This window comes from Haliea atlantica (assembly GCF_054779855.1).
Genome location: NZ_BAAGXL010000017.1, coordinates 97,675 through 124,483, shown reverse-complemented (window position 1 = coordinate 124,483; position 26,809 = coordinate 97,675). Strand labels below are relative to the sequence as shown.

The 26,809-nt window shown below is 65.6% G+C and carries 21 protein-coding genes; 11 read left to right on the top strand and 10 right to left on the bottom strand.

The window, feature by feature from the left end:
- Nucleotides 1-25 precede the first annotated feature (25 nt).
- From ACYVGS_RS11350 to moaA, 3 genes are read right to left on the bottom strand one after another with little or no spacing between them, the layout of a single operon-like run.
- A complete protein-coding gene (locus ACYVGS_RS11350) occupies nucleotides 26-1,453 on the bottom strand; it encodes a VWA domain-containing protein (protein WP_460588791.1) in 1,428 nt (475 codons plus the stop codon).
- 10 nt (nucleotides 1,454-1,463) lie between these two features.
- The gene (locus tag ACYVGS_RS11345) at nucleotides 1,464-2,405 is read right to left on the bottom strand and encodes an AAA family ATPase (protein WP_460588790.1); all 942 of its coding nucleotides are present in this window, start codon (nucleotides 2,403-2,405) and stop codon (nucleotides 1,464-1,466) included.
- Between the two features lie 22 nt (nucleotides 2,406-2,427).
- Nucleotides 2,428-3,438 (bottom strand): GTP 3',8-cyclase MoaA, encoded by a 1,011-nt coding sequence (moaA, locus tag ACYVGS_RS11340; RefSeq protein ID WP_460588789.1) that lies wholly within the window; start codon nucleotides 3,436-3,438, stop codon nucleotides 2,428-2,430.
- A gap of 154 nt (nucleotides 3,439-3,592) precedes the next feature.
- On the opposite strand from moaA, the gene ACYVGS_RS11335 reads away from it, so the two are divergent.
- Entirely contained in the window at nucleotides 3,593-5,710 is a 2,118-nt protein-coding gene (locus ACYVGS_RS11335; RefSeq protein WP_460588788.1) for a TonB-dependent siderophore receptor, read from the top strand.
- Between the two features lie 4 nt (nucleotides 5,711-5,714).
- Nucleotides 5,715-6,848 (top strand): PepSY-associated TM helix domain-containing protein, encoded by a 1,134-nt coding sequence (locus tag ACYVGS_RS11330; RefSeq protein ID WP_460588787.1) that lies wholly within the window; start codon nucleotides 5,715-5,717, stop codon nucleotides 6,846-6,848.
- On the opposite strand, the gene ACYVGS_RS11325 is transcribed toward ACYVGS_RS11330, so the two are convergent.
- On the bottom strand, nucleotides 6,826-7,815 hold the full coding sequence (locus ACYVGS_RS11325; protein ID WP_460588786.1) for a phosphotriesterase family protein: 990 nt from the start codon (nucleotides 7,813-7,815) through the stop codon (nucleotides 6,826-6,828). The genes ACYVGS_RS11330 and ACYVGS_RS11325 overlap by 23 nt on opposite strands.
- Before the next feature lie 382 nt (nucleotides 7,816-8,197).
- On the opposite strand from ACYVGS_RS11325, the gene ACYVGS_RS11320 reads away from it, so the two are divergent.
- The 3 genes from ACYVGS_RS11320 to ACYVGS_RS11310 all read left to right on the top strand — a co-directional run bounded on the left by ACYVGS_RS11320 (nucleotide 8,198) and on the right by ACYVGS_RS11310 (nucleotide 12,940).
- Nucleotides 8,198-10,408: a TonB-dependent receptor gene (locus ACYVGS_RS11320; RefSeq protein WP_460588785.1), complete on the top strand. Its 2,211-nt coding sequence runs from the start codon at nucleotides 8,198-8,200 to the stop codon at nucleotides 10,406-10,408.
- A gap of 97 nt (nucleotides 10,409-10,505) precedes the next feature.
- The gene (locus tag ACYVGS_RS11315; protein ID WP_460588784.1) at nucleotides 10,506-11,567 is read left to right on the top strand and encodes an SMP-30/gluconolactonase/LRE family protein; all 1,062 of its coding nucleotides are present in this window, start codon (nucleotides 10,506-10,508) and stop codon (nucleotides 11,565-11,567) included.
- A complete protein-coding gene (locus tag ACYVGS_RS11310; RefSeq protein ID WP_460588783.1) occupies nucleotides 11,564-12,940 on the top strand; it encodes an SLC13 family permease in 1,377 nt (458 codons plus the stop codon). The genes ACYVGS_RS11315 and ACYVGS_RS11310 overlap by 4 nt, the downstream gene beginning before the upstream one ends.
- 94 nt (nucleotides 12,941-13,034) lie before the next feature.
- On the opposite strand, the gene ACYVGS_RS11305 is transcribed toward ACYVGS_RS11310, so the two are convergent.
- Complete coding sequence (locus tag ACYVGS_RS11305; protein WP_460588782.1) at nucleotides 13,035-13,514, bottom strand: peroxiredoxin; 480 nt, start codon at nucleotides 13,512-13,514, stop codon at nucleotides 13,035-13,037.
- A gap of 45 nt (nucleotides 13,515-13,559) precedes the next feature.
- Between ACYVGS_RS11305 and ACYVGS_RS11300 the strand changes: the two genes are divergently transcribed.
- A complete protein-coding gene (locus ACYVGS_RS11300) occupies nucleotides 13,560-14,216 on the top strand; it encodes a class I SAM-dependent methyltransferase (protein ID WP_460588781.1) in 657 nt (218 codons plus the stop codon).
- Nucleotides 14,217-14,260: 44 nt separating this feature from the next.
- Here the strand turns inward: ACYVGS_RS11300 and ACYVGS_RS11295 are convergent, their stop codons facing one another.
- Nucleotides 14,261-15,103, bottom strand: coding sequence for an SDR family NAD(P)-dependent oxidoreductase (locus tag ACYVGS_RS11295; protein ID WP_460588780.1), 843 nt, complete (start codon nucleotides 15,101-15,103; stop codon nucleotides 14,261-14,263).
- A gap of 231 nt (nucleotides 15,104-15,334) precedes the next feature.
- On the opposite strand from ACYVGS_RS11295, the gene ACYVGS_RS11290 reads away from it, so the two are divergent.
- Together ACYVGS_RS11290 and ACYVGS_RS11285 are read left to right on the top strand one after the other, a co-directional pair.
- The gene (locus ACYVGS_RS11290) at nucleotides 15,335-16,513 is read left to right on the top strand and encodes an efflux RND transporter periplasmic adaptor subunit (RefSeq protein WP_460588779.1); all 1,179 of its coding nucleotides are present in this window, start codon (nucleotides 15,335-15,337) and stop codon (nucleotides 16,511-16,513) included.
- Nucleotides 16,513-19,617 carry an efflux RND transporter permease subunit gene (locus ACYVGS_RS11285; RefSeq protein ID WP_460588778.1) on the top strand — a complete coding sequence of 1,035 codons (3,105 nt, stop codon included), beginning with the start codon at nucleotides 16,513-16,515 and terminating at the stop codon, nucleotides 19,615-19,617. The genes ACYVGS_RS11290 and ACYVGS_RS11285 overlap by 1 nt, the downstream gene beginning before the upstream one ends.
- A 60-nt stretch (nucleotides 19,618-19,677) precedes the next feature.
- Here ACYVGS_RS11285 and ACYVGS_RS11280 read toward each other — a convergent pair whose 3' ends face one another.
- Together ACYVGS_RS11280 and hslO are read right to left on the bottom strand one after the other, a co-directional pair.
- On the bottom strand, nucleotides 19,678-21,234 hold the full coding sequence (locus ACYVGS_RS11280; protein WP_460588777.1) for a phosphoenolpyruvate carboxykinase (ATP): 1,557 nt from the start codon (nucleotides 21,232-21,234) through the stop codon (nucleotides 19,678-19,680).
- Between the two features lie 214 nt (nucleotides 21,235-21,448).
- Nucleotides 21,449-22,333 (bottom strand): Hsp33 family molecular chaperone HslO, encoded by an 885-nt coding sequence (hslO, locus tag ACYVGS_RS11275; RefSeq protein ID WP_460588776.1) that lies wholly within the window; start codon nucleotides 22,331-22,333, stop codon nucleotides 21,449-21,451.
- 212 nt (nucleotides 22,334-22,545) lie between these two features.
- On the opposite strand from hslO, the gene ACYVGS_RS11270 reads away from it, so the two are divergent.
- Genes ACYVGS_RS11270 through ACYVGS_RS11260 form a run of 3 tightly spaced genes read left to right on the top strand, consistent with a single transcriptional unit; the run spans nucleotide 22,546 to nucleotide 24,637 of the window.
- Nucleotides 22,546-23,412 carry an LLM class oxidoreductase gene (locus ACYVGS_RS11270; protein WP_460588775.1) on the top strand — a complete coding sequence of 289 codons (867 nt, stop codon included), beginning with the start codon at nucleotides 22,546-22,548 and terminating at the stop codon, nucleotides 23,410-23,412.
- Between the two features lie 42 nt (nucleotides 23,413-23,454).
- Complete coding sequence (locus tag ACYVGS_RS11265) at nucleotides 23,455-24,330, top strand: DMT family transporter (protein WP_460588774.1); 876 nt, start codon at nucleotides 23,455-23,457, stop codon at nucleotides 24,328-24,330.
- A 31-nt stretch (nucleotides 24,331-24,361) separates the two neighbouring features.
- Entirely contained in the window at nucleotides 24,362-24,637 is a 276-nt protein-coding gene (locus ACYVGS_RS11260) for a polyhydroxyalkanoic acid system family protein (protein ID WP_460588773.1), read from the top strand.
- On the opposite strand, the gene ACYVGS_RS11255 is transcribed toward ACYVGS_RS11260, so the two are convergent.
- Nucleotides 24,630-25,700: a patatin-like phospholipase family protein gene (locus ACYVGS_RS11255; RefSeq protein ID WP_460588772.1), complete on the bottom strand. Its 1,071-nt coding sequence runs from the start codon at nucleotides 25,698-25,700 to the stop codon at nucleotides 24,630-24,632. The genes ACYVGS_RS11260 and ACYVGS_RS11255 overlap by 8 nt on opposite strands.
- A 15-nt stretch (nucleotides 25,701-25,715) precedes the next feature.
- Nucleotides 25,716-26,717: an AraC family transcriptional regulator gene (locus ACYVGS_RS11250; protein ID WP_460588771.1), complete on the bottom strand. Its 1,002-nt coding sequence runs from the start codon at nucleotides 26,715-26,717 to the stop codon at nucleotides 25,716-25,718.
- Between the last annotated feature and the right edge of the window lie 92 nt (nucleotides 26,718-26,809).

Below are 26,809 nucleotides of genomic sequence, written 5' to 3'. Positions count from 1 at the left end.
CCGACCGCGCCCGCGCCGGCGTGGTTCAGCGCGTGCTGCGCAGAACCTGATCAATCGCACGCTGCAGCTGTGCCAGATTACTGCAGGGCGCGACCACGTGACAGGCGCTGCGGTAGCGCAGCATTTCCGAATCCCCGGTTCCCCAGGCGCGCCGCGACTCGGGGTTGAGCCAGATCAGCCGCCGGCAGCGCTGCCCGATGTCCCGCAGAATGTCCACGCGGGCATCGCCGTGGTTGTTGCGGGCATCACCCAGCACGATGACGGTGGTCCGGCTGTCGATATCCTCCATCGCGAGCCGGGCAAAGTCCAGCAGACTGTTGCCATAGTCGGTTGCGCCACCGTAGCGCCAGTTGACCAGTTCGATGGCCCGCTGCACCGGGTGTTCGCGGAACAGGTCACTGACTTCTCCCAGGCGGCTGGAAAAGGCAAAACTGCGCACCCGCGGCAGGATGTCCTGCAGGCTGTAGAGAAACAGCAGCAGGAATGTGGCGTAGGCGGCCACCGAGCCGCTGACATCGCAGATTGCCAGTACCTGAGGCCGCTGCTTCTTTACCCGCCGCCAGTGGGTCTCGAACAGGACACCGTCACTGGCCACCCCGCGGCGCAGGGTGCGCCCCATGTCGAGGCGGCCGCGGCGGTAACGGGTCTGGCGTCGGGCGTGGCGATCGGCCAGCTGGCGCGCCATGCGTCGCACCAGCGTTTCCACCCGGTCCAGGTAGCGCTGTTCCAGGTTGCCCAGGCGGGTCTTGGTCAGCAACTCGTCCATGAAGCGCCGGTTGTGGCCCTCGGCATGCAGCAGGTACTCGTGTTCCACATGCTCGCGCACCTGTTCCCGCAGGATATCCCGGTAGCGCCGCAGCGCCTCTGTCGCCGGGCTGCCCCGCTGATCCAGGTCCAGCAGGGTATCTCGCAGCTGTGTCTCCCCCAGGGCCTCCAGCATGCGACGGGTGTACTGCCCTTTCTGGGTGAATATGCGGATATCGCGCAGCCCGACGTCCTCGCCGGCAGCGCGGATGGCCAGGCTGAGGGTGCTGCGCTGATTGCCCTGAAGCTGGCGCATCAGTGGCGTTTGCAGCAGCGCTGCCAATTGTGGGTCGTCTTCGGCGGCGCGTGCCAGCAGGGTGTCGTCAGGGTGATCCGCGGCGACTTCGCGGTCGTCCCAGGTAGGGGCCGGGAGGTGGCTGCCGTCGTCCTCGGCCGCCGCTTCCCGGTCCTCCCGGCGTTTCTCGAACTGCGCCAACTGCTGGCTGAAGTAGCGGTCAAAACACTGGCGGAACACCGCGTCCTCTTCCGGGGTTTTGGCCAGGGCCATGGCCAGGCCATCCTGTAGCTGCTGGCGGTCGAGGTAACCCAGGCTGTCCGCTACCGCCATGGCATCCAGCGTTTCGGCGGGCGATATCCGCAGGTCGTGGCTGCGCAGCAGCTCGATGAAGCGCACCAGTTCCGCGGGCATGTCCGGCTCCTCAGGCGGCGCTGGCCGCGCCCAGCAGCTCGCGCAGGCTGTCGCCGGCGGCGTCGATGTCCTCTTCGAACTTGAGCAGCAGGTTCAGGGTATTTTCCACCAGCTCGGCATCCAGCGAGCCGGCGTGCAAGAGCAACAGGCTGCGCGCCCAGTCGATGGTTTCGGAAATCGCCGGGGTCTTTTTCAGGTCCAGGTCCCGCAGCGCGTGCACGAAGGCCACCAGCTGGTGGCGCAGGCGAGCATCGATGTCCGGCACGCGGGCCCTGACGATGCGCTCCTCCAGTTCCACGCTGGGGAAGGGGATGTAGAGGTGCAGGCAGCGGCGCTTGAGGGCATCGCTGAGATCGCGGGTATTGTTGCTGGTCAGAAACACCATGGGGGCGACCCGGGCCTTGACCGTGCCGATCTCGGGTATCGAGACCTGGTAGTCGGAGAGTATCTCCAGCAGCAGCGACTCGAACTCGTGGTCGGCCTTGTCGACTTCGTCGATCAGCAGGATGGCGCCGCGCTCCTGTTGCATGGCGCGCAGGAGCGGGCGCGGTTCGAGGAATTCCTCCGAATAGAAGATGTCGCCGAACTGGTGCAGCCGCTCCACGGAGGCGGCGAGCCCCTCGGCGCCCTTCAGCAGGTCGCCGAGCTTTTCCTTGAGGACCTGGGTGTAGAGCAGCTGCTTGCCATATTTCCACTCGTAGAGCGCCTTGCTTTCATCGAGCCCCTCGTAGCACTGCAGACGAACCAGGGGCACCCGCAGCAGCTCTGCGGTGGTCTTGGCCAGCTCGGTCTTGCCCACCCCGGGCGGGCCTTCCACCAGAACCGGTTTGCGCAACTGAAAGGCCAGGTAGACCGCCGTCGCGATCTTCGGGCTGCAGATGTAGCCGAACTGCTCAAAGCCATCCTGGATAGCGGCGACGGAATCCAGCTGCGGGAAGTCGAGGCTTTGCACGTGCTCTCCTTGCGGGCGCGGCTCAGCCGCCGGTCATGTTCATGAAACGCAGGATCTCGGGCGTCTCGTCGTGGGTGAAATGGTGCTTTTCCGGCTTGCGGACAATCGCGCTGACGATGGCGCTCTGGAGGGCTTCCTGGCTGCCGTCCTCCCCGCGCAGGACCTCCCGCAGGTCCGCCGAGTGCTCGTTGCCCAGGCAGAGCAGCAGGCGCCCCTCGACAGTGACCCGGACGCGGTTGCACAGGTGGCAGAAATTGTTGCTGTGGGGGGAAATGAAACCAACCCGGCTGGCACTGTCGGCCATGCGGTAGTAGCGGGCCGGCCCGGCGGCCCCTTCCGGGTCGCCCTCGGCAACCAGGGGCCAGTGGGCGGCGATCTGCTGGCGGAGCTCGTCGCTACTGCAGAAACTCAGGGCGCGGCTGTGCTCGTCGATTTGCCCGAGGGGCATTTCCTCGATGAAGGCGATGTCGATGCCGCGTTCCCGGGCGAAGGCCACCAGATCGATGACTTCGTCGTCGTTGCGGCCCTTGAGAATAACAGCATTCAGCTTGACGCCGCGGAAACCGGCGCCCACCGCGGCGTCAATACCGGCGATGACCCGCGCCAGGTCGCCGAAACGGGTCAACTCGCGAAAGCGCTGCGGACGCAGGCTGTCCAGGCTGATATTGACCCGGGTTAGACCGGCTTCGCGCAGGGGACGCGCCATCTCTGCCAGGCGAGAACCGTTGCTGGTCAGGGCCAGCTCCTCGAGCCCCTCCAGTCGTCCCAGCTGGCGCACCAGACCGATCAGGTTGTTGCGCACCAGCGGCTCGCCCCCGGTGAGACGAATCTTGCGCACCCCCAGCGCCACAAAGGCCGCTGCGACCTGTTCCAGTTCCTCGAGGGTTAGCACCTGGGGCTTGGGCACAAATTGCATGTCCTCCGCCATGCAGTAGACGCAGCGGAAGTCGCAGCGGTCGGTCACCGAGAGTCGCAGATAGTTGATGCGACGCTGAAACGGGTCGACCAGGGCGGGGGGAAAGCGGTCGCTCATGCCCCGAGTGTACTGTCTGTGGACCCGCAGCTCCAACTGTCGTCGTGGCGCCGCTGAGTTGTTGCTAAAGCAAATGATAATGCCTATCATTAAAAGTCTTGTGCCATGGCCTTGTGCAGGGCGTGGCATCTTTTCAATCAGGCTGGGGGTTGCAATGAAGGCGGGATCGGGCGAACAGTGGCTGGCAGGTGCGCTGGCACTGGGCTTGTGGCAGGGCACGGCGGTGGCTGCTGAGGGTTCACAGGACCCGGCGCTGGAAGAGCTGGTGGTCTACGGTACCGGCTATCGGACTACCGGCACCAAGTCGGACCTGCTGCCCCTGGAAGCGCCGATGAGTTACGAGATCTACGACGGCGAGCTGCTTGCGCGGCGCCAGGTGGATACCGTCAATGAGGCCCTGCGCTACGTACCCGGCATTACCCCCGAGAACCGCGGCACGGTGACCATCTTCGACCAGTACACCATCCGCGGCTTCGACAGCTACTACAACTACTACGACGGCCTGCCCCTGCAGTACAACACCCTGTGGAACCTGGTGCCCCAGGTGGACGCCTTCGCCACCGAGACCATCGAGGTGCTCAAGGGGCCGACCTCGGTACTCTACGGTGCCGCGCCTCCGGGGGGCATGGTCAACCAGACTGCCAAGCAGCCCCTGGGCGAGCAGCAGACCCTGCTGCGCCTGCGCGGCGGCAGCAGCGACCTGCGCGAGATCGGCCTGGATACCACCGGCCCGGCCAGTGACAGTGTCAACTACCGTGTGATTGCCCTGTGGCGCGAGAGCGACGGCCAGCAAGTCACCACCGAGGAGGAGCGCCGCACCCTGGCGCCTTCACTGACCTGGGATATCTCCTCGCGCACCCGCCTCAACCTGAATCTCTACTACCAGGACGATCCAGCCCTGGTGCCCTCCACGCCGCTGCCGGCCCTGGGTACCCTCTATCGCGCGGACTACGGTCGTCTGGACGCCGATGCCTTTGCCGGGGATCGCGCCTGGTCGGGCATGGAGCGAGAGGTCACCATGCTGGGCTATAAGCTCAACCACGAATTCAACGAGCAGTGGTCCTTCCTGCAGAACTTTCGCTTTACCGACGCGGAAGCCTTCCAGAAAAACACTTACAACTTCGGGCTGCAGGCCGACGGCCGTACCCTGACCCGCAGTGCCTATTTTACCGACGAGGCCCAGGAGGGTTTCGTCGTCGACAACCAGTTGGCCTGGAGTACCGAACTGGCCGGGGCTTCCCACCGTCTGCTCTTGGGTGTCGAGTACCGTGAACTGGATTCCGATATCCGTTATGGCGATACCCTGGGTTTTGATACCCCGGCCATCGACCTGGCAGCGCCGAACCACAGCCTGTTCGATGCGGCCAGTTTGCCCCTGGACAGCTACACCGAGGCGCACCGGATCGAGCAGGAGCAGCTGGGTGTCTATCTGCAGGACGAGATACGCTGGCAGGCCCTGACCGTGGTCGCCGGCCTGCGCTGGGATGACTACCAGAGCAGCGATGTCGCCGAGAACAATTACCTGGGCTCTGCCTACGGCAGCACCACGGAAATTGATCAGGACCAGGTCAGCGGCCGGGTTGCGGCGATGCTCAACCTGGACGGGGGCTGGGCGCCCTACGCGAACTACTCGGAGTCCTTCGAGCCGACCTCCGGCCAGGATTCGCTGACCGGCCAGCCCTTCGAGCCGACCACGGCGGAGCAGCTGGAGGCGGGCGTCAAGTACCGCGCGCCTGGCCGCGACCTGACGCTGACCGCAGCCTGGTTCGACCTGCGCAAGCAGAACGTGGTGGTCAACACCCCGGACTTCATGCAGTACACCCAGAACGGCGAGGTGAAGTCCGAGGGTGTGGAGCTGGCCCTGAGTACCCGCCTCGGGGAGCAGTGGACCCTGGACGCCACGGCTACCTGGCTGGACGTGGAAGTCACCGACAACCCCTTGAACCCGGCCCTCGAAGGCAAGACCCCGGTGTGGGTGGCGGACCAGCAGGCCTCGCTGTGGCTGGGCTGGGAGCCGCTGCCGTCGATTGCCATCAACACCGGCGTTCGCTATGTGGGCGAAAGCCAGCTGGATGCCGCCAACAGCGACACCCTGCCGTCCTACACGCTCTACGACCTGGTGGTCTCCTGGGCCATTGACGACACCTGGGAGCTGGGCCTGAGTGCCACCAATCTCACCGACGAGACCTATGTCGGCGCCTGCTACGACGCCAGCAACTGCTGGATGGGTGTCGAGCGCCGGGTCGAAGCGGTGCTCAACGCGCGCTTCTGACGCCATGCGCCGCTGGGTCTTCAAGCTGCACAGCGCGCTGGCATTGCTGGCGCTGGTGCCGCTGTTGCTGATCGTGCTCACCGGCAGCCTGCTGGTGTTCAAGTTCGAGATCGACAGCCTGCTGATGCCGGGACAGGTGCTGGTGCAGCCCCCCGCGAGCGCGCAGCGCCTGCCCCTGGATGAGTTGGTCGACCGGGTCAATCGGGAGCGGCCGGACTACGAGCTGGGCAGCTGGGAGCTGTTTGACGACCGGCACACGGCGGATCGCGTGTACCTGATCCGCCGGGGCACCGAAGACTGGTTCAAGATGCACTTGAACCCCTATACGGGCGAGCTGCTTGATCAGCCTGTGGGCTTGCACCATGCCCTGACCGACTGGCTGCTCAACCTGCACTACACCCTGCTGCTGGACGAGCGTTTCGAGTCGGCGCCCCACCTCGGCCTGATTGTCGGCCTGCTGGCGGCGGTCTGTCTGAGTGCCCTGGGTATCTCCGGGCTGATTCTCTACCGGCATTTCTGGCGGCACTTTTTCAGTTTCCGCCGCGATCACCGTCCGATGGTGGTGACCCGGCAGCTGCACCGTCTGCTCGGCATCTGGAGCTCTCCGGTCCTCCTGCTGGTTGGGCTGACCGGGCTCTATTTCAATGCCGCTGCCTACCTGGAGGAAGCCGAGGAGCACGCGGAAGGCGGACATCATGTCATGCAGGCGCGCCTTTACAACGCGCGCCTGGATTTCGATGCCCTGCTGGCGGACAGCCGCCGCCAGATCGCCGGCTTCGAACCGACCTACCTGCTGTTCCCCTTCGAGCCCGGGCAGCCCTTTACCGTATTCGGGCAGGTGCCGGGGATGAGTATCCTCGCCAGCGAGTACGGGTCGGTGGTGACCTACGACGCCCACGGCGGCGACGTGGGCGTGGTCTACGACCTGCGCGAGCAGTCCCTGCTGGCGCGCGCCGAGGACAGTTTCCGCAAGCTGCACTTCGGCCACTTCGCCGGTCTGCCGTCGAAAATTGTCTGGGCTCTGGGCGGCCTGGCAATGGTCGCGTTGCCCCTGACCGGCGTGGCCATGTGGTACAGCCGCAAGCGCCGCCAGTGGGCGCGGCGCGGCAAGGCGCTCAACCGGGTGGTGTATCGCTGAAAAAACGCCGGGGGTTGTCTACCAGCAAGGTTTCAATTTGTGCGCGGGTGATTCCCTTGTCCAGTAGGGCCGGGATGATGTGTTCGTGAATGTGGGTCGGGTTGAAGAATTTCGCCGGGTCCACGTGGGCCAGCAAGGCGGGCGGAAAGGGCTGGCCGCGAAAGCACCACACGGAGTCGTGGGAGATGAACAGCTGGCGTTCGCAGCCCTGTCTCAGTAGCGTCACCAGCGCATTGATGCGCTCCTCGTCCGGCAGAATCAGTTCCAGTCCGAAGCGATCGAAGCCGAGGTAGGAGCCACCTTCCGCAATCCGCGAGTGGTAGGCATTGTCGGTGCTTCCACAGCTGTGGCCAATCAGTATCCGGTGAGCGGGTACGCCGCGATCCAGCAGCAGTTTTTGCTGTACATCTCCCATCGTGCCCTGGTCGGTGTGGGTGGTTATCGGCGCGCCGGTCTCCACCGCGGCAATGGCTGCCGCCTCCAGCACCAGCTGCTCATACTCGGTGATCTGCCCGGCGCCGGAGCCTATTTTAATAATGCCGGCCTTGATGTCGGAAGCACCGATACCCACGGTCAGCTCCCGGATAAATACCTCAGCCATGGCCTCCACGGCTGTCCCCAGGTTGCGGTGATACTGCCAGTAGGCGGCTGCACCGTCGTGCTCAGTGAAAAGGCCCGTGGCGCAGATGATGTTGAAACCGGTGCGTGCGGAGACTTCCGCCGCCAGTTGCGGGTCGCGCCCCATGTCGTTCGGGCAGGGGTCCAGGAGCGAGCTGATGCCGCGGTCCTGCATCGCCTGGATGCGCTCGCAGCAGATAGCCAGCATCTCGCGCCGCCCCGGGCCCGGATGCAGGGTATCGGCCTGCCAGCCGGGTATTCCCATGACCAGGTGCTCGTGCATCAGGGTGACTCCGAGCCGGTCTACCGGGATGGGGCCGGTAACCGTATTGACGCTGCGTGGGCTCAAGGTGGGCTCCTCCGGGCTGGTGACGGTGTGGCGACATTAGCCCGGCGGCATCGCCCTAGACAACTTACATTTTCGCCTATTGACGCAGTCTGTAACTCTCTGAAAACACTCAAGATATTTTCAAGACCTGGCAAGATTTCCGGGGCACTGGTGTTTTCGCGCCGAATTAAAAAATTAGTGGAATCAATTTTTTGCCCGGAGTAAGGTTGGCCTGTTGCAAGGTTTTATGAACAACTTGTAACTTGCTTTTCTAATAATCAAAAGAGGCTCGTTTACCATGACCCAGCGACGTTATCTGGTTTCCGCACTGTCCCTTGCGCTTGCGTCAGCCGCTTCAACCCCGATTTTTGCTCAGGAACGGGCCGCTCTGGAGGAGGTCATCGTGACTGCCCAGAAGCGCGAGGAGAATCTGCAGCAGGTGCCCCTGTCCATCTCAGCCATATCCGCTGCCGAACTGGAGATGCGCAACATTGAGAGCCTTGGCGACCTGAATGCCATCGCGCCCAATGTCATGTTCCGCGACAATCCGGGGGCGCGCTTGATCTCGACTCTCTCGATTCGCGGCAGCACGACCGGACAGCCGGCCATCTGGCTGGATTCTCCCGTGGGGCTTTATCTCAACGGCATTTACCTGGGCAAGACCCAGGGCTCGGTGTTCGACGTGGTGGATATTCAGCGGGTCGAGGTACTCCGTGGCCCCCAGGGCACCCTGTTTGGCCGCAACACCGAGGGCGGGGCAATCAATTTCGTGACCCGGCGACCCTCGGGTGAGTTCGGCGGTTCCGTGCGCGGTGAACTGGGCAACTACGACCGTCGTGTGGGGAGGGTACAGGTGGATACGCCCCAGATGGGCATGTTGTCCGCCAGCCTGGGCGCACGCATGGAACGCGCCGACGGCTGGGCCAAGAATGCAACTGGACCAGACATGGGCTCAGTAGATAATGAAGCCTTCCGTGCTTCGCTGATGTTGGAGCCCAGCGAGCGTCTGGTAGCGGTTTACGACTTTGACTATTCCAATACCGATCAGACGCCTGCGCCATCCTCCCTGACGAGGCTTAACGGTTGGGCAGGTACCTTTCCGACTGTCTTTGGGGAATTCCTGGGGACAGCAATTCAGGAAGCGGCGCGGCCTTTTGTGCGCACCGAGCGGCCGAGCCATGTCGCCACCAATACGGTACCCGGTCAGGACGGCCCGCTGGAACGCAGCCGCACGCGCGCCCACGCCCTGACCCTGGAATACGACCTGACGGACAGTGACCAGCTGAAGTACATCGGTGCTTACCGCACCATGGACTTCAATGACAGCCAGGATATCGACGGTACCTCCCTGGACAGTATCGTGGTGATTCCGGGCGTCCTGTCCTGGGGCATGTCGGCCAACTACAACCGCGACACCGAGTACGAGCAGACTTCCCACGAGTTGCAGTGGATCGCAGAGCGCGACAGTTTCAACTGGGTCCTGGGTGCCTACTACTTCGAGGACGAAGGCGAGACCCTGGGCAGTCAGTCCTTTACCCTATTCGGACAGCCGCCCCAGCAGGTCAACTACGGCGCGGATACCGAGGCCTGGGCGGTGTTCGGACAGCTCGACTGGCGCTTCGCCGACCAGTGGACCGCGACTGTCGGTGCGCGCTACACGGAGGAGAAGCGTTCGGGCTTTTCCCATCGCTACCTGACAGATGGCTTCGCCGGCCCGCAGCTGACCGACCAGGGCCCGGGTCTGCTGCCCTTCACCGACTACAGCGCGACGTTTGATGACACCTCCCCGATGGCGTCGCTGTCCTATGAGCTGGCGCCGGACGTCAACCTGTACGCGCGGGTTGCCCAGGGCTTCAAGAGCGGTGGCTTCAGTTCCGAAGTGGCCGATCCGGCGGTCAGTACGCCTTTTGAACCGCAGAGCTCACTCTCCAAGGAGCTGGGCATGAAGTCGCTGTGGCTGGATGGGTCCCTGCGACTGAACATGGCGATTTTCCACAACGCCATCGACGATCTGCACATCACCCAGTTGCTGCCCGGGACCACTCAGTCGCTGCTGACCAACGCGGGGGAGGCTGTCTACCAGGGCTTTGAACTGGAGTTCGCCTACCAGCTCAGTGAAAACTGGCGTATCGCCGGCAACTACGGTTACCTGGACACCAGCTTCGACAAGTACCTGGACAACTCCTTCGCCCCCGGGCGGCCGATCATCGATACCGCTTCCAATCGCCTGGCGCCCTACGCGCCGGAGAATACCGCGGCCTTGCAGTTGGAGGGCACACTGGCGCACCTGAGTATCGGCGAGCTTCGCTTCCTGCTCGACTATAGCTACACCGACAAGATGTACCTGTACGCTGTCAACAAGGATCTGTCCGCGCCCAATGCCGGTGGCAGTTACGTGAAGGGCATCGACGAAGTCCCCTCGATCCAGAACCTGAACATGCGCCTGCAACTGGCCGATGTGGCGGTGGGCGATGGCAGCATGGACTTCTCCTTCTTTGTCCGCAACCTCACGGATGAGGACGAACGCCTGCAGGGGATTGATTTCAGCATGTTCATGAACGGTACCTGGCAGGAACCACGCACTTACGTGTTTACCGCTGCCTACAACTGGTAATCGGCAGGCCGCCCCCGCCCCGCACTCGCGCGGCGGGGGCTTTACAGCCGCTCCGGCACTCGGCAGGATGAGCCTGCCCACGCGCCGAGGACAACCGATGACAATAATGCGCCTGCTCTGGCTGAGCCTGATTTTCTCTCCACTGACCGCATACGCCGACAGTATTCCCTGCGAGCCCGCTGCGGGCATGCAGGTGGTTTGCGGCCTGGCCGCCCCCGAAGACATGGTTGCCGCCCCCAACGGGCGCGACCTCATTTTCGGCCAGATGGCCGCGCCCGGTGGTCTCTTTTTGCTGGATCGCCGCGACCACAGCGTGCACGCCGTGTGGGATGTCGCCAGCGTCGCGGCGGATGGCGAATGGTGGGGGACGGGAGACTGCCGCACCCCTCCCGAGGCCATTCACGCCCACGGCCTGGACCTGCGCCAGCGTGCCGATGGCCGCTGGCAGTTGCTGGTGGTGAATCACCACCAGCGGGAGTCGGTGGAGTTCCTCGAATTGCAGCGGGCGGAAGGCGACCGCCCGGTGGCGCTGTGGCGCGGCTGTGCCGTGGCCCCCCCGGAGGGCAATCTCAATGATGTCGCCGGGCTGGCCGATGGCAGCCTGCTGGTGACCCACATGGCCGACCGACGCAGCCCCTTCTGGACCGTGGTGAAGTCAGTAGTCGGCATTGATACCGGTTTCGTCTACCACTGGACCCGGGACGATGGCTTCCGGCCGCTGCCGGCGACCGCCGGGGAGCACCCCAACGGCATTCTGCTGGCGCCGGATGAGCGCAGCTTTTATCTCAATGTGTATTTCGGCGACACCCTGCGCGAACACGCCCTGCCGGATGGCCAGTTGCTCCGTAGCCTGCCGGTGGAGAAGCCCGATAACAGCAGCTGGTCGCCCCGTGGCACCCTGCTGGTGGCGTCCCATCACGCCTCCCTGTGGCAGTTGTTCCGCAGCCTGGAGCAGCCCCACGACCAGCCCAGTGCGCTGCCGTTCTCGGTGATCGAGGTGGATCCGGAGCATTGGCAGTCAAAGGTCCTGCTGGCCCACGAAGGAGCGCCCATGGGGGCGGCGACGGTGGCCCTCGAGCGCGGTGGGCGGCTGTACCTGGGCTCCTATGTGGGCGACCGCCTGGTACACCTCCCGGACCCGGCGGCGGCGCCCCGGTGACGCCCTGGCGAATCGCACTGCTTTACGGTACTCCCCCGGCGGCCCTGGCGCTTGCCGGGACCTTGCTGTGGGCGGGTCACGACAGCCAGATTGCCATTGTCGCCATGGTGGCCGTGTGGTGCGTGTTGTGGTGGGTTTTCGAACCGGTGCCGATCCCGGTTACCTCGCTGCTGCCGATTGCCCTGCTGCCCCTGCTCGGGGTGCTGACACCCGCGGAGGTCGGTCAGGCCTATGGCTCGCCGTTGATCCTGCTCCTGCTGGGGGGCTTCCTGCTCTCCAAGGCGATGGAACACTCGGGCGCCCACCGCCGCATTGCCCTGGGTCTGGTGCGGGTGATCGGCGCCCACAGCGGGCGGCGTCTGGTGCTGGGCTTTATGGTCGCGGCGGCCACCCTGAGCATGTGGATTTCCAATACCGCGACGACCCTGATGCTGCTGCCGGTGGCGCTGGCGGTGCTCGAGGCCACCCGGGAACGGCGCGCGCTGTCAGTGCCGCTGCTGCTGGGGATGGCCTACGCGGCCAGTGTCGGTGGCCTGGGCACACCGATTGGCACGCCCCCCAACCTGATCTTCATGCAGATCTACCAGCAGACAACCGGAGAGGCGGTGACCTTCAGCCAGTGGATGAGTTGGGGGCTGCCAGTGGTGTTGGTCCTGATTCCCCTGATGGCCGTTCTACTGACCCGCTCCCTGCCGGGGCGCATCGATGTGGACCTGCCCGAGGTGGGGCGGTGGCGCACCGAGGAGCGCCGGGTACTGGTCGTCTTCGCGTTGACGGCCCTGGCCTGGATCACCCGCGGCGAGCCCTTCGGTGGCTGGCAGGCCTGGCTGGGCCTGCCCCAGGCCAACGATGCCTCGGTGGCCCTGCTGGCGGTGGTGCTGATGTTTGTCATTCCCAACGGCAGGGGTGGTCGCCTGCTGGACTGGGAGCGGGCCAGCAGTATTCCCTGGGGCGTGCTGCTGCTGTTCGCCGGGGGCATCTGTCTGGCCCGTGGCTTTGAGTCTTCCGGGCTCAGCACGATCCTCGGCAACAGCCTCGCCGGTGTCACCGATATCCCCACCTTCTGGCTGCTGCTGAGCATTTGCCTGCTGGTAACCTTCATGACCGAGACCACCTCGAATACCGCCAGCGCGACACTGCTGATGCCGGTGCTGGCGGCGGCGGCCCTGGCGGCGGATCTGCCGCCAGAGCTGCTGATGGTGCCGGCGGCCATGAGTGCCAGCTGTGCCTTCATGCTGCCGGTAGCCACGGCGCCAAATACGGTGGTCTACAGCAGCGGCATGGTGACCACGGCGCAGATGGCCCGAGAGGGGCTACTGATCAATCTGCTGGGTGCCCTGGTCATTGCCAGTCTGTGCTGGCTGATGTTGTAAGGCACGAGGCGGGGGAAGGGGCGTGTTGAAAGGGGGTCGCGCGACGGCGGGCAGGGGAGGCAGGGTCGCCATGGGCCCTGCCTTGCGGCCGGAGTTACAGGGCCTCGAGCATGGTTTCGGCGGAGCTCACGTTGACACCGGGGCCGTCTTCCACGTTCAGCTGCTTGACCACGCCGTCTTCCACCAGCATGGCGAAGCGCTGGCTGCGGGTGCCCAGGCCGAAACCGCTGGCGTCCATTTCCAGGCCCAGCTTCTTGGTGAATTCGGCGTTGCCGTCGCCCAGCATCAGCAGTTCCTCGGCGTTCTGGGATTTGCCCCAGGCGTCCATGACGAAGGCGTCGTTCACTGCCATGCAGGCGATGGTGTCCACACCCTTGGCCTTGATCTTGTCGGCGTTGACCACATAGCCGGGCAGGTGGGTAATGGTGCAGCCCGGGGTGAAGGCGCCGGGAACGGCGAACAGCACCACTTTCTTGCCTTTGAAAATCTCGTCGGTGGTGATGTCCACGGGGCCTTCCGTGCCCATGGTCTTGAGGGTGCAAGCGGGGATATTGTCGCCAACCTTGATGCTCATGTCGTGCTCCTTGCTGTCTTGGGAACTGTCAGCGGATGATAGCAGATGAATGAAGCCCTGCATTGCCCTCTCTGCGGTGGCGGGGCCAGCGCCGGGGACTTTCACCGGGACCGGCGCCGCCCCTACCGGCAGTGTGGGACCTGCCAGCTGGTCTTTGTGCCGCCGGCCTGGCTCCTGGATGCAGAGGGTGAGAAGGCGGAGTACGACCTGCACCGGAACGCGGTGGACGACCCGGGTTATCGCAGATTCCTGTCGCGCCTGGCGGCGCCCCTGCTGCAACGCCTGCCAGCGGCCAGCGCAGGCCTGGATTTTGGCTGTGGTCCCGGCCCGGCGCTGGCGGCCATGCTGGAGGAGGCGGGACACCGGGTGGCGCTCTACGACCTGTTCTATCATGCTGATATTGCGGTGTGGCGCGAGTGCTACGACTTCATCACGGCCACCGAGGTGGTGGAACACCTGCATGCACCGGGTGCGGAACTCGATCGGCTGTGGGCACACCTGCGCCCGGGGGGGTGGCTGGGCGTCATGACCAAGCTGGTGCGCGACCGCGAGGCCTTCGCCGGCTGGCATTACAAGAATGACCCGACCCATGTGTGCTTTTTCAGTCGCCAGACCTGGCAGTGGTGGGCGGCACGGCAGGGCACGGTGGCGGAGTTTGTCGCCGCCGATGCTCTGCTGCTGCGCAAGCCGCCGCCAGCCTGAGCCGGCGGCGGCCCCGAGCCAGTCGCGCGCGACCCGGGGCAGCTTCAGAAATTGAAGCCGTTGCCGGTCACCACCGGCACATTGGTCCACAGGTCATTGGGGTCGCGGTACCAGCCCGCCGCCGCCAGGGCGCCGCCGTCCAGGTTGATGGTGGCACCCGTGACCCAGGCCGACAGCTCCGAGGCCAGGAAGAGAGCGCAACCTGCGGCGTCCTCGGGGCGCCCGAAGCGCTCCAGTGGGATCCAGCGGCGCGTATGCGCCTGGTGTTCCTCGGCGATCAGCTCCGAGGGGCGCACCTGGGCGGTTTCCGTGGTCTCCGGCGCAATGGCATTCACGCGAATGCCGGCGGGGCCCAGCTCCAGTGCCAGGCTGCGGGTGAAGCCGGTAATGGCATGCTTGCAGGCGCAGTAGGTGGTGACGTTGGGGATGCCGCGGAAGGCCTCGATGGAGGAAATGCTGATGATGCTGCCCCCGCGGCCGCGCTTGCGCAGCAGCGGGATGGCGGCGTGGCTGACCAGGAAGACCGATTTCAGGTTGACTGCGTAAACCTGTTCAATCTCATCGTCACTGAGGTCTTCGAAGGGTTTCACGATGCCCAGGAAATCCCCCACATTGTTGACCAGGATGTCCAGACCGCCAAAGCGCTCATCCACCGCGGCCAGGGTGCGGTCCACATCCGCGCGACGGGTGACATCCGCCTGCACGGCAAGGGTCTCGATACCGCGGGCAGTAAGCGCCTGTTCGGTGTCGCGCAGGCGCTCGGGGTCAATCTCGGCGATCGCGACCGCCGCGCCGCGCTGGCCAAAGGCCTCGGCGATGGCGCGGCCAATGCCGGCGCCACCGCCGGTCACGAGTATGCACTTGCCACTGAAATCCAGGTCGCTCATGGGGCTGTCCTCTCTCCTGATTGTTGTTGTGGGCTACCGGTATACCATGGCGTGCACGGCGCCCCCCAGCGCGGGCACATCGGCGGCCGATGATGTGGCGTCGGAGTCTGCATTATTGAGCCTGCAGGCGGCACAGACCGAGCATCGATCGGGCGGCATTCCGTCACAGCGGCAGGGCTTGAGCGGCGCTATCATGGGGGGCTCTAGCAGCCGGTTGCAGAGGTGCGCCGCGTGACATCAGCTTCCATCCTGACACGACGCCCGGTGCTGGCCGCAGCTGTGGCACTGCTCGCAGGGCTGGCGGTGGCCTGGCTACTGCTGGTTGGCAGGCCCGCGCCGGCGCCCGAGATCCCCGCAGCGCCCCCGCCACCGCAGGTCGATGTCCTTGTCGCCGAGCCCGGCAGCCGACGGCTGACTGTCTATTCCCAGGGCAGCGCGCAGGCGCAGCGGGAAATCGACCTGGTCAGCCGGGTGGCTGGCACGGTGGACACTGTGGCTGACAGTTTTGCCGATGGCGCCGCTTTTGCAGCCGGGGAAGCGCTGGTCACGCTGGAGTCGGTGGACTACGAAATTGCCGTGACGGCGGCCGAGTCGCGTCTCGCCGAGGCGAAGCGGCTGCTGGCGGAGGAAAAGGGGCGCGCGCGACAGGCGCGTCGCGAGTGGCGAGACCTGGGCAACCTGGAGGCGAATGCACTGTTCCTGCGCGAGCCGCAGGTGGCCGCGGCGCAAGCCGCGGTGGAGGCTGCTTCCGCCGAGCTTCGCCGCGCCCGGCTGGACCTGTCGCGCACGCGTATCTCGGCGCCATTTGCCGGGCGTATTCTTAGCCGCGGGGTCAATATCGGCCAATACATCACCCCCGGCACGCCGGTGGCGCGGGTTTACGCCAGCGCCGCGGTGGAAGTACAGCTGCCGCTGACCAATCGGCAGCTGGCCCTGGTCGACCTGCCCCTGGGGGGATATGAGGAGGCGGGCCCCGAGGTGATGCTGTCCGCGACCCTCGCCGGGGAGCGCCGGACCTGGCGGGGCAGGCTGGTCAGGACGGCGGCCAGTGTCGACCCCCAGAGCCGGGTGCTGTACGCCATCGTCGAGGTACCCGAGCCCCTGGCCGCGCCTTTCCCGCTGCTGCCCGGTGTATTCGTCGAGGCGGCGATTCCCGGGCGCCCCCTGGCCGATGTCGTGACGTTGCCGCGCAGCGCCCTGCGCAACGATGACAGCGTCTGGGTGGTGGATGCCAAGGACCGCCTGCAGCCACGGGCCGTCAGTGTGCTGCACAGTGGCCGCAGCGGCGCCACCGTGCGCGGCCTGCGCCCCGGTGAGCGCGTGCTGCTGCGCGAGCCTGCAGTCGCCGTGGCCGGCATGGCCGTCACTCCCCGGGAAGTCCCTGCTGACGTGGACGGAGTCTCCGGGTGATGGGTGGCCCGGTCCGCTGGTTCATCGATAACCCGATTGCCGCCAACCTGCTGATGATTTTCCTGCTGGTTGCCGGTCTGCTGGGTATTTCCGCCCTCGACAAGCAGTTCTTTCCGGAATTCGAGATCAACCAGGTCAGCGTGACGCTGGCCTATCCCGGTGCCGGCCCCCGGGAGGTCGAGGAGCAGATCTGCATCCGCATCGAGGAGGCCATACACGACCTCAACGGGGTGAAGGAAATTCGCGCCACGGCCCGGGAGGGGCTGGGTAGCGTGCTGGTGGAGGCGGAGCCCGGCTACCCGATGCAGCGTCTGACCGCGGAAGTGAAAACCCGGGTGGATGCGATCAATACCTTCCCGGTGGAGGCCGAGCGCCCGGTAGTGACCGAGCTGGCCTTTCGCCACCATATGGCGGCGATCTCCCTGGCCGGCGACATCGGCGAGGCGGCGCTGAAGCAGCTGGCGGAGCGCCTGCGGGACGATCTTGCTGCCGAGGCGAATGTCTCGGTGGTGGAGATTGCCAGCCCGCGCCCCTACGAAGTCTCTGTGGAGGTGGCGGAGAACACCCTGCGCCGTTTCGGGCTCACCTTCGAGCAGGTGGTGGCTGCCATCCGCGCTTCCTCCCTGAACCTGCCGGCCGGTGCGATCCAGTCCAGTGAGGGGGATATCCGCCTGCAGACCCGCGGGCAGGCCTACCAGCGGACGGACTTTGCGGAGATTCCCGTGATCACCCGCTCCGATGGCACGCAGTTGCTGCTGGGGGAGATTGCCAGCATTGTCGACGGTTTTGAGGACGTCGATGTGCGCACTCGCTTCAATGACCAGCCCTCGCACACGCTGCATGTCTTCGTCACCGCCAATCCCGATACCCTGGCGACCAGCGATACCGTAAAACGCTGGGTGGAGCGGGTGCGTCCGGGGCTGCCGCCGGGGGTCGAGCTGGAAATCTGGCGGGACTCCTCGGTGCCTTTCAAGGCGCGGGTGGACACGCTGCTGAAGAACGGTATCGGCGGGCTGGTCCTGGTCTTCCTGGTCCTGGTGCTGTTTCTGCGGCCGCGCCTGGCGATGTGGGTTTCGGTGGGCATCGGGGTGGCCTTTGTGGGCACGCTGTTTGTCCTGCAGTACACCGGCGTTAGCCTGAACATGATTTCCCTTTTCGCCTTCCTCCTGATCCTGGGCATCGTGGTGGACGACGCCATTATCGTCGGCGAGTCGGTGCACTCCTTCCAGAGCGGCGGCCTGCCCGGCAGCGCCGGGGCCCTGGCGGGTACCCGGGCGGTGATCAAGCCGGTGATGTACGCTGTAATCAGCACCATGATCTTTTTCGTGCCGATGTATTTCATGCCGGGCGACATGGCCCAGGCCGCCTACGCCATTCCCACGGTGGTGATCATTGCCCTGGCCCTGTCCCTGGTGGAGTGCCTGCTGATTCTGCCGCCCCATCTCGCCCACATGCCGCCGCAGCGCCCGTCCCGCCTGGCTCCCCTGCGCTGGTTACAGGGGCTGCGCGAGCGCTGCGCCCAGGGCATGGTGCATCTCGCCCGCACGCGCTACCGGCGCTTCCTGGTTCGCTGCCTGCGCCATCACCTGCTGGTGTCGGTGCTGTTCTTCGTGGTCCTGCTGGCTAGCCTCGCCCTCTACGCCGGGGGTTGGCTGCGGACAGGTTTTTTCCCGGCGGTGAACTCCGACTACGTCGAGGCGGAAATCGACCTGCCCGAAGGGGGTGCCTTTGCCGATACCCTGGCGGTGCTGCGCCAGGTGGAGGCGGCCGCCATCCAGCTCAAGCGCGAATACAATAGCCGCCCGGCGTTCGCCGGCGGCCCCGCGCTGGGCAATATCGACAGCCACGCCCGGGAGCACGAGGTGAAGGTGACGGTCGAGGCAGTCTCCGACGACATCGATACCGGTGAGCTGGCCGCCCGCTGGCGGACCCTGATTGGCGATGTGGGTAGCGTGCAGGACTTCCGGCTGGACTACACCATCAACGAGGTGGGCAAGCCGATTCGCCTGGTCGCCTCGTCACCTTCCCTGGAGGACCTGCGGGCTGTCGCGGCGGAACTGCGGGAGGTGCTGCTGCGCTATCCCGGGGTCTATAACGTGTTCGACACCCTGCAGGCACCCCGGGACGAGATCGTCCTGGCCCTGAAGCCCGCTGCCGAGCACTACGGTATCACGCTGGCCGATCTGGCCCGGCAGGTGCGCCAGGCCTTCTACGGGGCCGAGGCCCAGCGCATTCCACGCACCCGCGAGGATGTCCGGGTCATGGTGCGCTACCCGGAGGAGGAACGGGTGTCCGTGGATAACCTCCGGGACATGCGCGTGCGCACCCCCGGCGGCGTCGAGGTGCCCTTCGAGAGTGTGGCCGAGATCAACTGGGAACCCGGCTATCTGGCGATCGAGCGTCTCGACCGTCGGCGCACCACCGAGATCAGCGCCGAGGTGGCGCCCGGCGGTGCCGCGCCCCGGGCCGTGGTGGATGCGATCCTGCGCGAGCAGCTGCCGGCCTGGCAACAGCGTTATCCGGGCCTGCGTCTGGCGCTGGATGGCGAGTTGGAGGAGGAGTCGGCCTTCATGGATGCGATGCTCAAGTACATGCTCCTGTCCATGCTGGTGATCTACGCACTGATGGCGGTTCCCTTCCGCTCCTATGTGCAGCCCCTGCTGGTGCTCACGGCGGTGCCCTTCGGGGTCATGGGGGCCATTTTCGGGCACCTGATCCTGGACTGGCAGGTTTCGATGTTCTCGCTGCTGGGCGTCATTGCCTGCGCCGGTGTCGTGGTCAACGACAACCTGGTCCTGATCGACCGGGTCAATCAGTGGCGCGAGGCCGGCTATCGCTCCCGGCGTGCCCTGGTGCGCGCGGCCCAGGAGCGCTTCCGCCCCATTCTGCTGACCTCGATGACCACCTTCGTCGGCCTGCTGCCGATCATGAGCGAGACCAGTGTGCAGGCCCAGTTCCTGATCCCCATGGTGACCTCGCTGGCCTTCGGCGTGCTTTTCGCCACGGGCGTGACCCTGCTGCTGGTTCCTTGTCTCTATCTGCTGGGCGAGGATGTGCGGGCCTGGCTGCAGGCACAAAAAAAGGGGCTGCTACCCGCACACTAGGGTAGCAGCCCCTTTTGCTATTCGCCGCGGTCGCCCCGGGGAGGGCGCGCAGCCCTGCGGTCAGCTCTTGGGACCGGCGGCGATGATCTCGTCGCTGACGCGGAACTTGCCGATGTTGTCCTGGAACAGCGCGGCCAGCTTGCGCGCCTGCTCGTCGTAGGCCGCGACATCCTCCCAGTTGTTGCGCGGGTTGATGTACTTGGGATCGACACCCGGGATCGCCGTGGGGAAATCCAGGTTGAGGATGTCCAGGTGCTCGGTGGGCGCGTTGAGCAGGGCGCCGCTCTGGGCCGCAGCGACCACGGCGCGGGTGACCGGGATCGGGAAGCGTGCGCCGCTGCCGCCGGGCGCGCCGGAGCCGCCGGTCCAGCCGGTGTTGATCAGGTAGACCTGGCTGCCGTAGTCCTCGATGCGCTCCATCAGCAGCTCGGCGTACTCATTGGCCGGGCGCGGCATGAAGGGGGCGCCGAAACAGGTGGAGAAAGTGGGGTGAATGCCGTCCGCGGCGCCCACTTCCGTGGAGCCGACCCGGGCAGTGTAGCCGCTCAGGAAGTGGAAGGCCGCCGCTTCCTTGGACAGGATGGAGACCGGCGGCAGTACCCCGGACACGTCGCAGGTCAGGAAGATCACGCAGCGGGGTTCGCCGCCGGCATTGGTCTCGGTGCGCTTGGCCACGTGCTCCAGGGGATAGCAGCAGCGACCGTTCTCGGTCAGGCTGGTGTCGTCATAATCTGCGTGCCGCTTCTCGTCCAGCACCACGTTCTCGATGATGGCACCGAAACGGATGGCGTCCCAGATGATCGGCTCGTTCTTCTGGCTCAGGTTGATGGTCTTGGCGTAGCAGCCGCCCTCGATGTTGAACACCGAGCCCTTGGTCCAGCCGTGCTCGTCGTCGCCGATCAGGTAGCGGTTGGGGTCGGCGGAGAGGGTGGTCTTGCCAGTGCCCGACAGGCCGAAGAACAGGGTGGTGTCGCCGGCCTCGCCCACGTTGGCGGAACAGTGCATGGGCATCACGCCCTGGGCGGGCAGCAGGTAGTTCTGCACCGAGAACATGGCCTTCTTCATCTCGCCGGCGTAACGCATGCCGGCCAGCAGGACCTTGCGCTGGGCGAAGTTGATGATGACCGTGCCGTCGGAGTTGGTGCCGTCCCGCTGGGGATCACAGACGAAGCTCGCCGCGTTGAGAATGGTCCACTCGGGCTTGTCGCCGAGGTTGTAGCGCTCGGGGCGGATGAACATGTTGCGGCCGAACAGGGCCTGCCACGCGGTTTCGGTAACCACCTTCACCGGCAGGTAGTGATCGCTGTGGGCGCCGACATGCAGCTGGGAGACGAAACGGTCGCGGCCCTCGAGGTGCTCTTCCACACGCTTCCACAGGGCGTCGAACTGGCCGGCGTCAAAGGGACGGTTGACACTGCCCCAGTCGACGCTGTCCTCGCAGCTCGGCTCGCGGACGATAAAGCGGTCCGCCGGGGAGCGGCCGGTGCGCTTGCCGGTGGTGACCAGCAGGGCGCCGGTGTCCGAGAGGATGCCCTCGTTGCGCTTCAGGGATTCTTCGATCAGCTGCGCGGAACCCAGGTCAATCAACTCCTGGGGAATCTTGGTGTCAACGGTCATGTCGCGTCCTGTGGTTGGTGCTGCCGGCGGTGGCCTGCGCGGGCTGGCGGCGTGTGGCTATCATGGGGGCGCGTATTATGCCAGATCCACCCGTAGCAGAGAAACGTGTTGCGGAAAATTTCGCCGAAATGCGGCGAGTGGCGGCGTTCCGGTCGACTCTGGTGGCTAATGCCCTTGCTGGGCCGGCGGTTTGCGGTCGCGAGACCGCCGCCGCTCAGTGCAGGGTGCGCTCGCCGCTACCGGGAAGCAGTTCGGCCAGGTCCTCCCGCTGGAAGCGATACTGGCGGTTGCAGAATTCACAGTCGACGCTGATTTCCCCGCGTTCACGCAGGATGTCCAGCAGTTCGGCGGCGTCCAGTGCAGACAGGGCATTGCGACTGCGCTCCCGCGAACAGCTGCAGTGGAAGCGCACCGGGCGACCGGGGAACAGGCGCACCGGGTCCTGGTGGTAGAGCCGGTACAGCAGGTCGGCGGGGGCGACAGACAGCAGTTCGTCCTCGCGAAGCGTTTCCGCCAGGGTGCAGGCGTGCTCCCACTGCTGACCGCGTTCCTCGTCCGAGGGGGTTTCCTGGGCGGGCAGCTGCTGTAGCAGCATGCCGGCTGCGCGCTCGCCGTCGCAGGCGAGCCAGAAGCGTGTGCTGAGCTGCTCGGACTGCTCGAAGTACTGGTCCAGACTGTGGGCCAGGCAGTCGCCATCCAGCGGGACGATACCCTGGTAACGCTTGCCCTGGTCGGGATCAATGGTGATGGCCAGGTGGCCCCCGCGGCCTAGCAGGTCGGCGAACTCCCTTGACCGCGCCTGATCGGCCCCGCGGGCGATGGCGCGAATATTGAGGTCACTGTCGCACTCCGCCATGAGCAGGGCAATCTGCCCCTCGCTGCGCGCCTGCAGCACCAGTTTGCCCTGGAACTTCAGGTTGGTGCTCAGGAGTGTGGCGGCGGCGAGGAACTGCCCCAGCAGGCGACGCACGCCGGCAGGGTATTCGTGGACGGCAAAAATGTCCCGCAGGCTGTGGTCAAGCTGGACCAGTTCGCCGCGGATATCTGCCTGCTCAAAAAGAAAGCGCAGGGCGAGGTCACTGTCGGGGGATGTTGTCATGGCGTCATTGTAATCGATTTGCGTGATCCTGGTGCGGACGGGTGACGTATCTCCCGGACGACAGGTTCAGTATTTGAGGCCGGACCGGGCTAAATTCAAGCCCTCGCTTACCCGCGGCCCTGGCGCGCGGTACAGTGCATGACACACTGTCGTCCGCAGGAGTTCTGCGGCTACATTCATTACCCTGACGAGCAATAAACAGGAGCACCCCCATGAGATTCAGCTACCAGATCGGCATGTGCGAAGCCGACCACTACCTGCCGCTGGTACAGGCAGCCGAGGCCGCCGGTTTCCACGGCATCACCATTCCGGACAGCATCTGCTACCCCAAGGAAGCCAGCTCCAAGTACCCCTACAACAAGGATGGCAGTCGCGAATTCCTGGAGGCTGTCCCCTTCATGGAGAGCCTGATTGCCGTGGCCGCCATGGCGGCGGTCACCGAGAAAATCCGCTTTGCCACTTTTGTCTACAAACTGGCGGTGCGCCAGGTCGCGGTGGTGGCGAAGCAGGTGCAGAGCATCCAGGCGCTGTCGAACAACCGCTTCGATTTCGGCATCGGTATCAGCCCCTGGGAAGAGGATTTTGCGGTTTGCAATGTGCCCTGGGAAAAGCGCGGCAAGCGTTTTGACGAGCAGATCGACGTGCTGCGCGGGCTGGAGACGGGAGAGTTCTTCGGCTACGAGGGCGAGCTGATCCAGATGCCCGCCAACAAGATGTGCCCGGCTCCGAGCAAGCCCACCCCCCTGCTGGTTGGCGGGCACGCCGAGGCTGCGCTCAAGCGCGCCGCCCGGGTCGGGGATGGCTGGATGTGTGCCGGTGCCGACATGGAGCAGCTGGAGGGCTTTATCAAGCGCATCAACCAGCTGCGCGAGGAGTACGGGACTGCCGATCGGCCCTTCCGCATCTACACCACCGGGCAGGATGCCTTTACCGACGCCGGCATCGCCAAGCTGGAAGCGATCGGCGTCACCGATGTCATCATCGGCTTCCGCAACGTCTACGAGATGGAGCCGGACAGCCCGCTGGATGAAAAAATCGCCCAGCTGCAGTGGTACGCCAACGAGTTTATCAACCGCTGAGGCGCGTTTTCCGCTAGAGTGCGCGTTTTTGTGGGGCGGCCCATGAACAACGCGCTTCTCTATCTCACCACGGTGGTGATCTGGGGTTCGACCTGGATCGCCATCAAGTTCCAGCTCGGCGCCGTGTCGCCGATGGTCTCGATTGCCCATCGCTCCTTTCTGGCCGCCTCGCTGATCTTCATTTTCCTGTTGCTGAGCCGGCGCCTGAGCCCGCTGTCCCCGGCCAACCACGTCTGGGTGGCGCTGCAGGGCCTGTGCCTGTTCAGTGGCAATTACCTGTTCATCTACCCGGCGACCGAGCACCTGGCGAGCGGCCTGGTGGCGGTGGTCTTCTCCACCATGGTGGTGCTCAACATGCTCAATGGCGCCCTGTTTCTCGGGCTGCCCCTGAATCGCCTGGTCGCCCTGGGGGCTCTGGTCGGGCTGCTGGGCATGGTCGGCGTCTTCCTGCCCGAGCTGTCGCGCTTCCACCTCTCGGACGCCAGCTTCCGTGCCCTGCTGCTGTGCTTCGCCGGCACCTTCTGTGCCTCCCTGGGCAATATCTTCGCCGCGCGCAACAGTCGCCACGGTTTGCCCGTGCTGGTCTGCAATGCCTGGGGCATGCTCTACGGCGCACTGGCCCTGTATGCGGCGGCGCTGCTCAGCGGCACGCCGATCACCGTCGACTGGCGGGCGGACTACCTGATTTCCCTGGCTTACCTGGCAGTATTCGGTTCGGTGGTGGCCTTCTGGGCCTATGTCACCCTGATCGGCAATATCGGGCCCGACCGGGCGGCCTACTCCTCGCTGCTGTTTCCGGTGGTGGCCCTGCTGATCTCGACCCTGGTCGAGGGCTACCAGTGGACACTGCTGGGACTGGGCGGGTTTGTGCTGGTGCTGCTGGGCAACTGGCTGGTGATGCGCCAGCGACCCGCGTAACCTTGTCGCATCAAAGCCGGGAGCCAGCAACATGGCAGGATTTCACCTCAGCAAACCCTACACCATGCCCAGGGATGAACTGCGCGCCGCCGCCGAGCGCCTGGCCAGCCGCCTGGAACAGCAGCACGGGATCAAGGCGCAATGGCAGGGGGACCGGGTGCGGATGCACGGACACGGTGTCGAGGGGGAGCTGAGCTTCGACGGCGGCGTGGTGGATGTCTCGGTGAAGCTGGGGCTACTGGCCTCGGCTTTCCAGCGGCCCTTGAAGGCCGAGGTACAACGCTATCTCGACGAGATGATCAGCTGACCCGGACGACGCCCGCCAGCGGATCGGGTCCCTCGACCAGGCGGGCAAACTCCTCCGCCAAGCGCTCACTCTCGGCGATGCAGCGCCGCCAGTAGTGCCGCCTGTCCGCGTTGGAGAGGCGCTGGAAGTCGCTGCGGTCGGGGATCTTGCCCCCCGGCAGCCGGGCCACGAACTCCGCCGAAGGACAGAGCAGCACCAGGTGGTCGAGCTGCTCCGCGCGCAGGCGGCGCCAGGGGAGCAGTTTGTCGAACCAGCCTGGCGTCAGGTCCGGGCGGAAGTGCGGATAGAGGATCAGGCCGTCGCCGCGGTAGTGCCCGGGCTCGAAATGGTAGTCGATGATTCCGCCGTCCCAGTACTGGCCCGGGGGTGCCCCCGGAATGTCGCGCTCGCCCGTTAGCACAAAGGGAATCGCGCCGCTGGCGTGCAGGGCGGGGGCCACGGTTTCATTGCGCAGCGGGGTGAACTGGGTGGCAAAGCCCGGCAGCGGCAGGCTTTCATCGGGGTTCCCGCCACTGTGGAAAACCACGCGCTGGAAGCCGCGGTGGAGCAGTCGGCGGTGCAGGCTGTTGCCGATGGCCGCCGCGGCCATGGCGCCGCCGAGCAGCGGGCCCGCCGGGCTGGCCGCCGGTCCCCGGCCCCGGGCGGTCACGATGTGGCTGCGGATCCGCGGGTGCCCGACGATTGCCTCCGCGCCGCGATCCCCCAGTAGCGCCCGCAGAATGCGCGCGCTCACGGCACTCACCTCCGCCGGGCTGGGGCGCCGGGTGTAATCCTGTTCGAGATAGTCGTCCTCGAAGCGCTGCAGGGCGGCAACCGGGTCGTCCTGGGCCAGGCAGGCGTGACGCCAGGCGCCGATGGATGAGCCGAAGGCCGAGAGCGGTCGTCGGCCCCGGGCGAGGAATTCACCGAAGAGATAGCGGTCCAGTTGCCCGAGCACCAGCCATTTGGGGCCCCCAGAGGCGCCCAGCAGCAGAGGGAAGAGGTCGGGGTCCCAGCCGCGCTCCGTCAGCCGCTCGGCGGCGCGGCGACCCGCCAGTACCTGCAGTGCGCGACTCACCGCCATCCCGGCAACCCTGACTCAATGACCACGGCGAACCGCGCCGGGACTGCGCCCGGTCCATTTGCGGTAGGCGCGGCGGAAGTTGGAGGCGTCATTGAAGCCCACCAGCCAGGCAATGGTGTTCAGGGGCAGGCGGCTGTTCTGCAGGTGGCGGGTGGCGTGCTCCGCCCGCACCTGGTCGAGCAGGACCTGGTAGGCGGCGCCCTCGTCGGCCAGGCGGCGCCGGTAGGTGCGAGGGCTGAGGTTGAGCATCTGCGCCACCTGGGGCATCTGTGGATACTGGCCCTCCAGCTTGCGCAGCAGGCGCAGGGTCTGTTCGGACACGGATTCCTCGTCCTCCAGGTCGGCCAGCAGGCGGGCGCACTCGGCCTCGTAGAGGCTGCGCAGGGCGGGATTGGACAGCGGCAGGGGGCTGTCCAGCAGGGCGGCGTCGAAGGACAGCCGCCCCAGTACGGCGTCGAAATGCACGTCCGGGCCGAACACGTCATGGTAGCGCGCGGCGTGGGGCGGCGCGGGGTAGGGCAGTTCCACCCGCAGGTCGAGGTCTTCGCGGCCGAGGAGGCCGCGCAGGGTGTTGGCGATTGCCGCGTACATGACTTCGCAGGCGAACTCCACCGGGTTTTCCCGCGGCGGGCTCAGTGTGGTCAGGGTGCATCGACCGCCGTCGATATCCAGCTCCAGGTGCAGTGTCGGCGAGGTGAGCAGGTGATAGTAGCGCAGGAACAGTTCCAGGACCTGGCGCAGGTCGCGGCAGGTCATGAAGGCCTGGCCCAGCACGGCGTGGGCGCTCAGGTTCAGGCGCAGCCCGAGCTCCAGGCCGAGACCCTCGTCGCCGGTTAAGGCGAAGGCGTTGCTGACCACCCGGCTGAAGTCCTCTTCGCTGATGCGGGCGCCGACCCCCGCCAGTTGACCGTGCTCCAGGGAAGTGCCCGCCAGCAGAGCCCGGCGCTGATAGCCGCGACTCTCCACCAGGTCGAGGAGGATCAGCAGGTACTGCGCGGGTGTACTGGCTCTGGGCATGCCTGGCATTTGGCCACAAATGACCACATTTTGGCAAGGCTTTACCTGTTGCTGGTATCGGCGATGTTCCATAGTGACTGTTCAGAAAATAC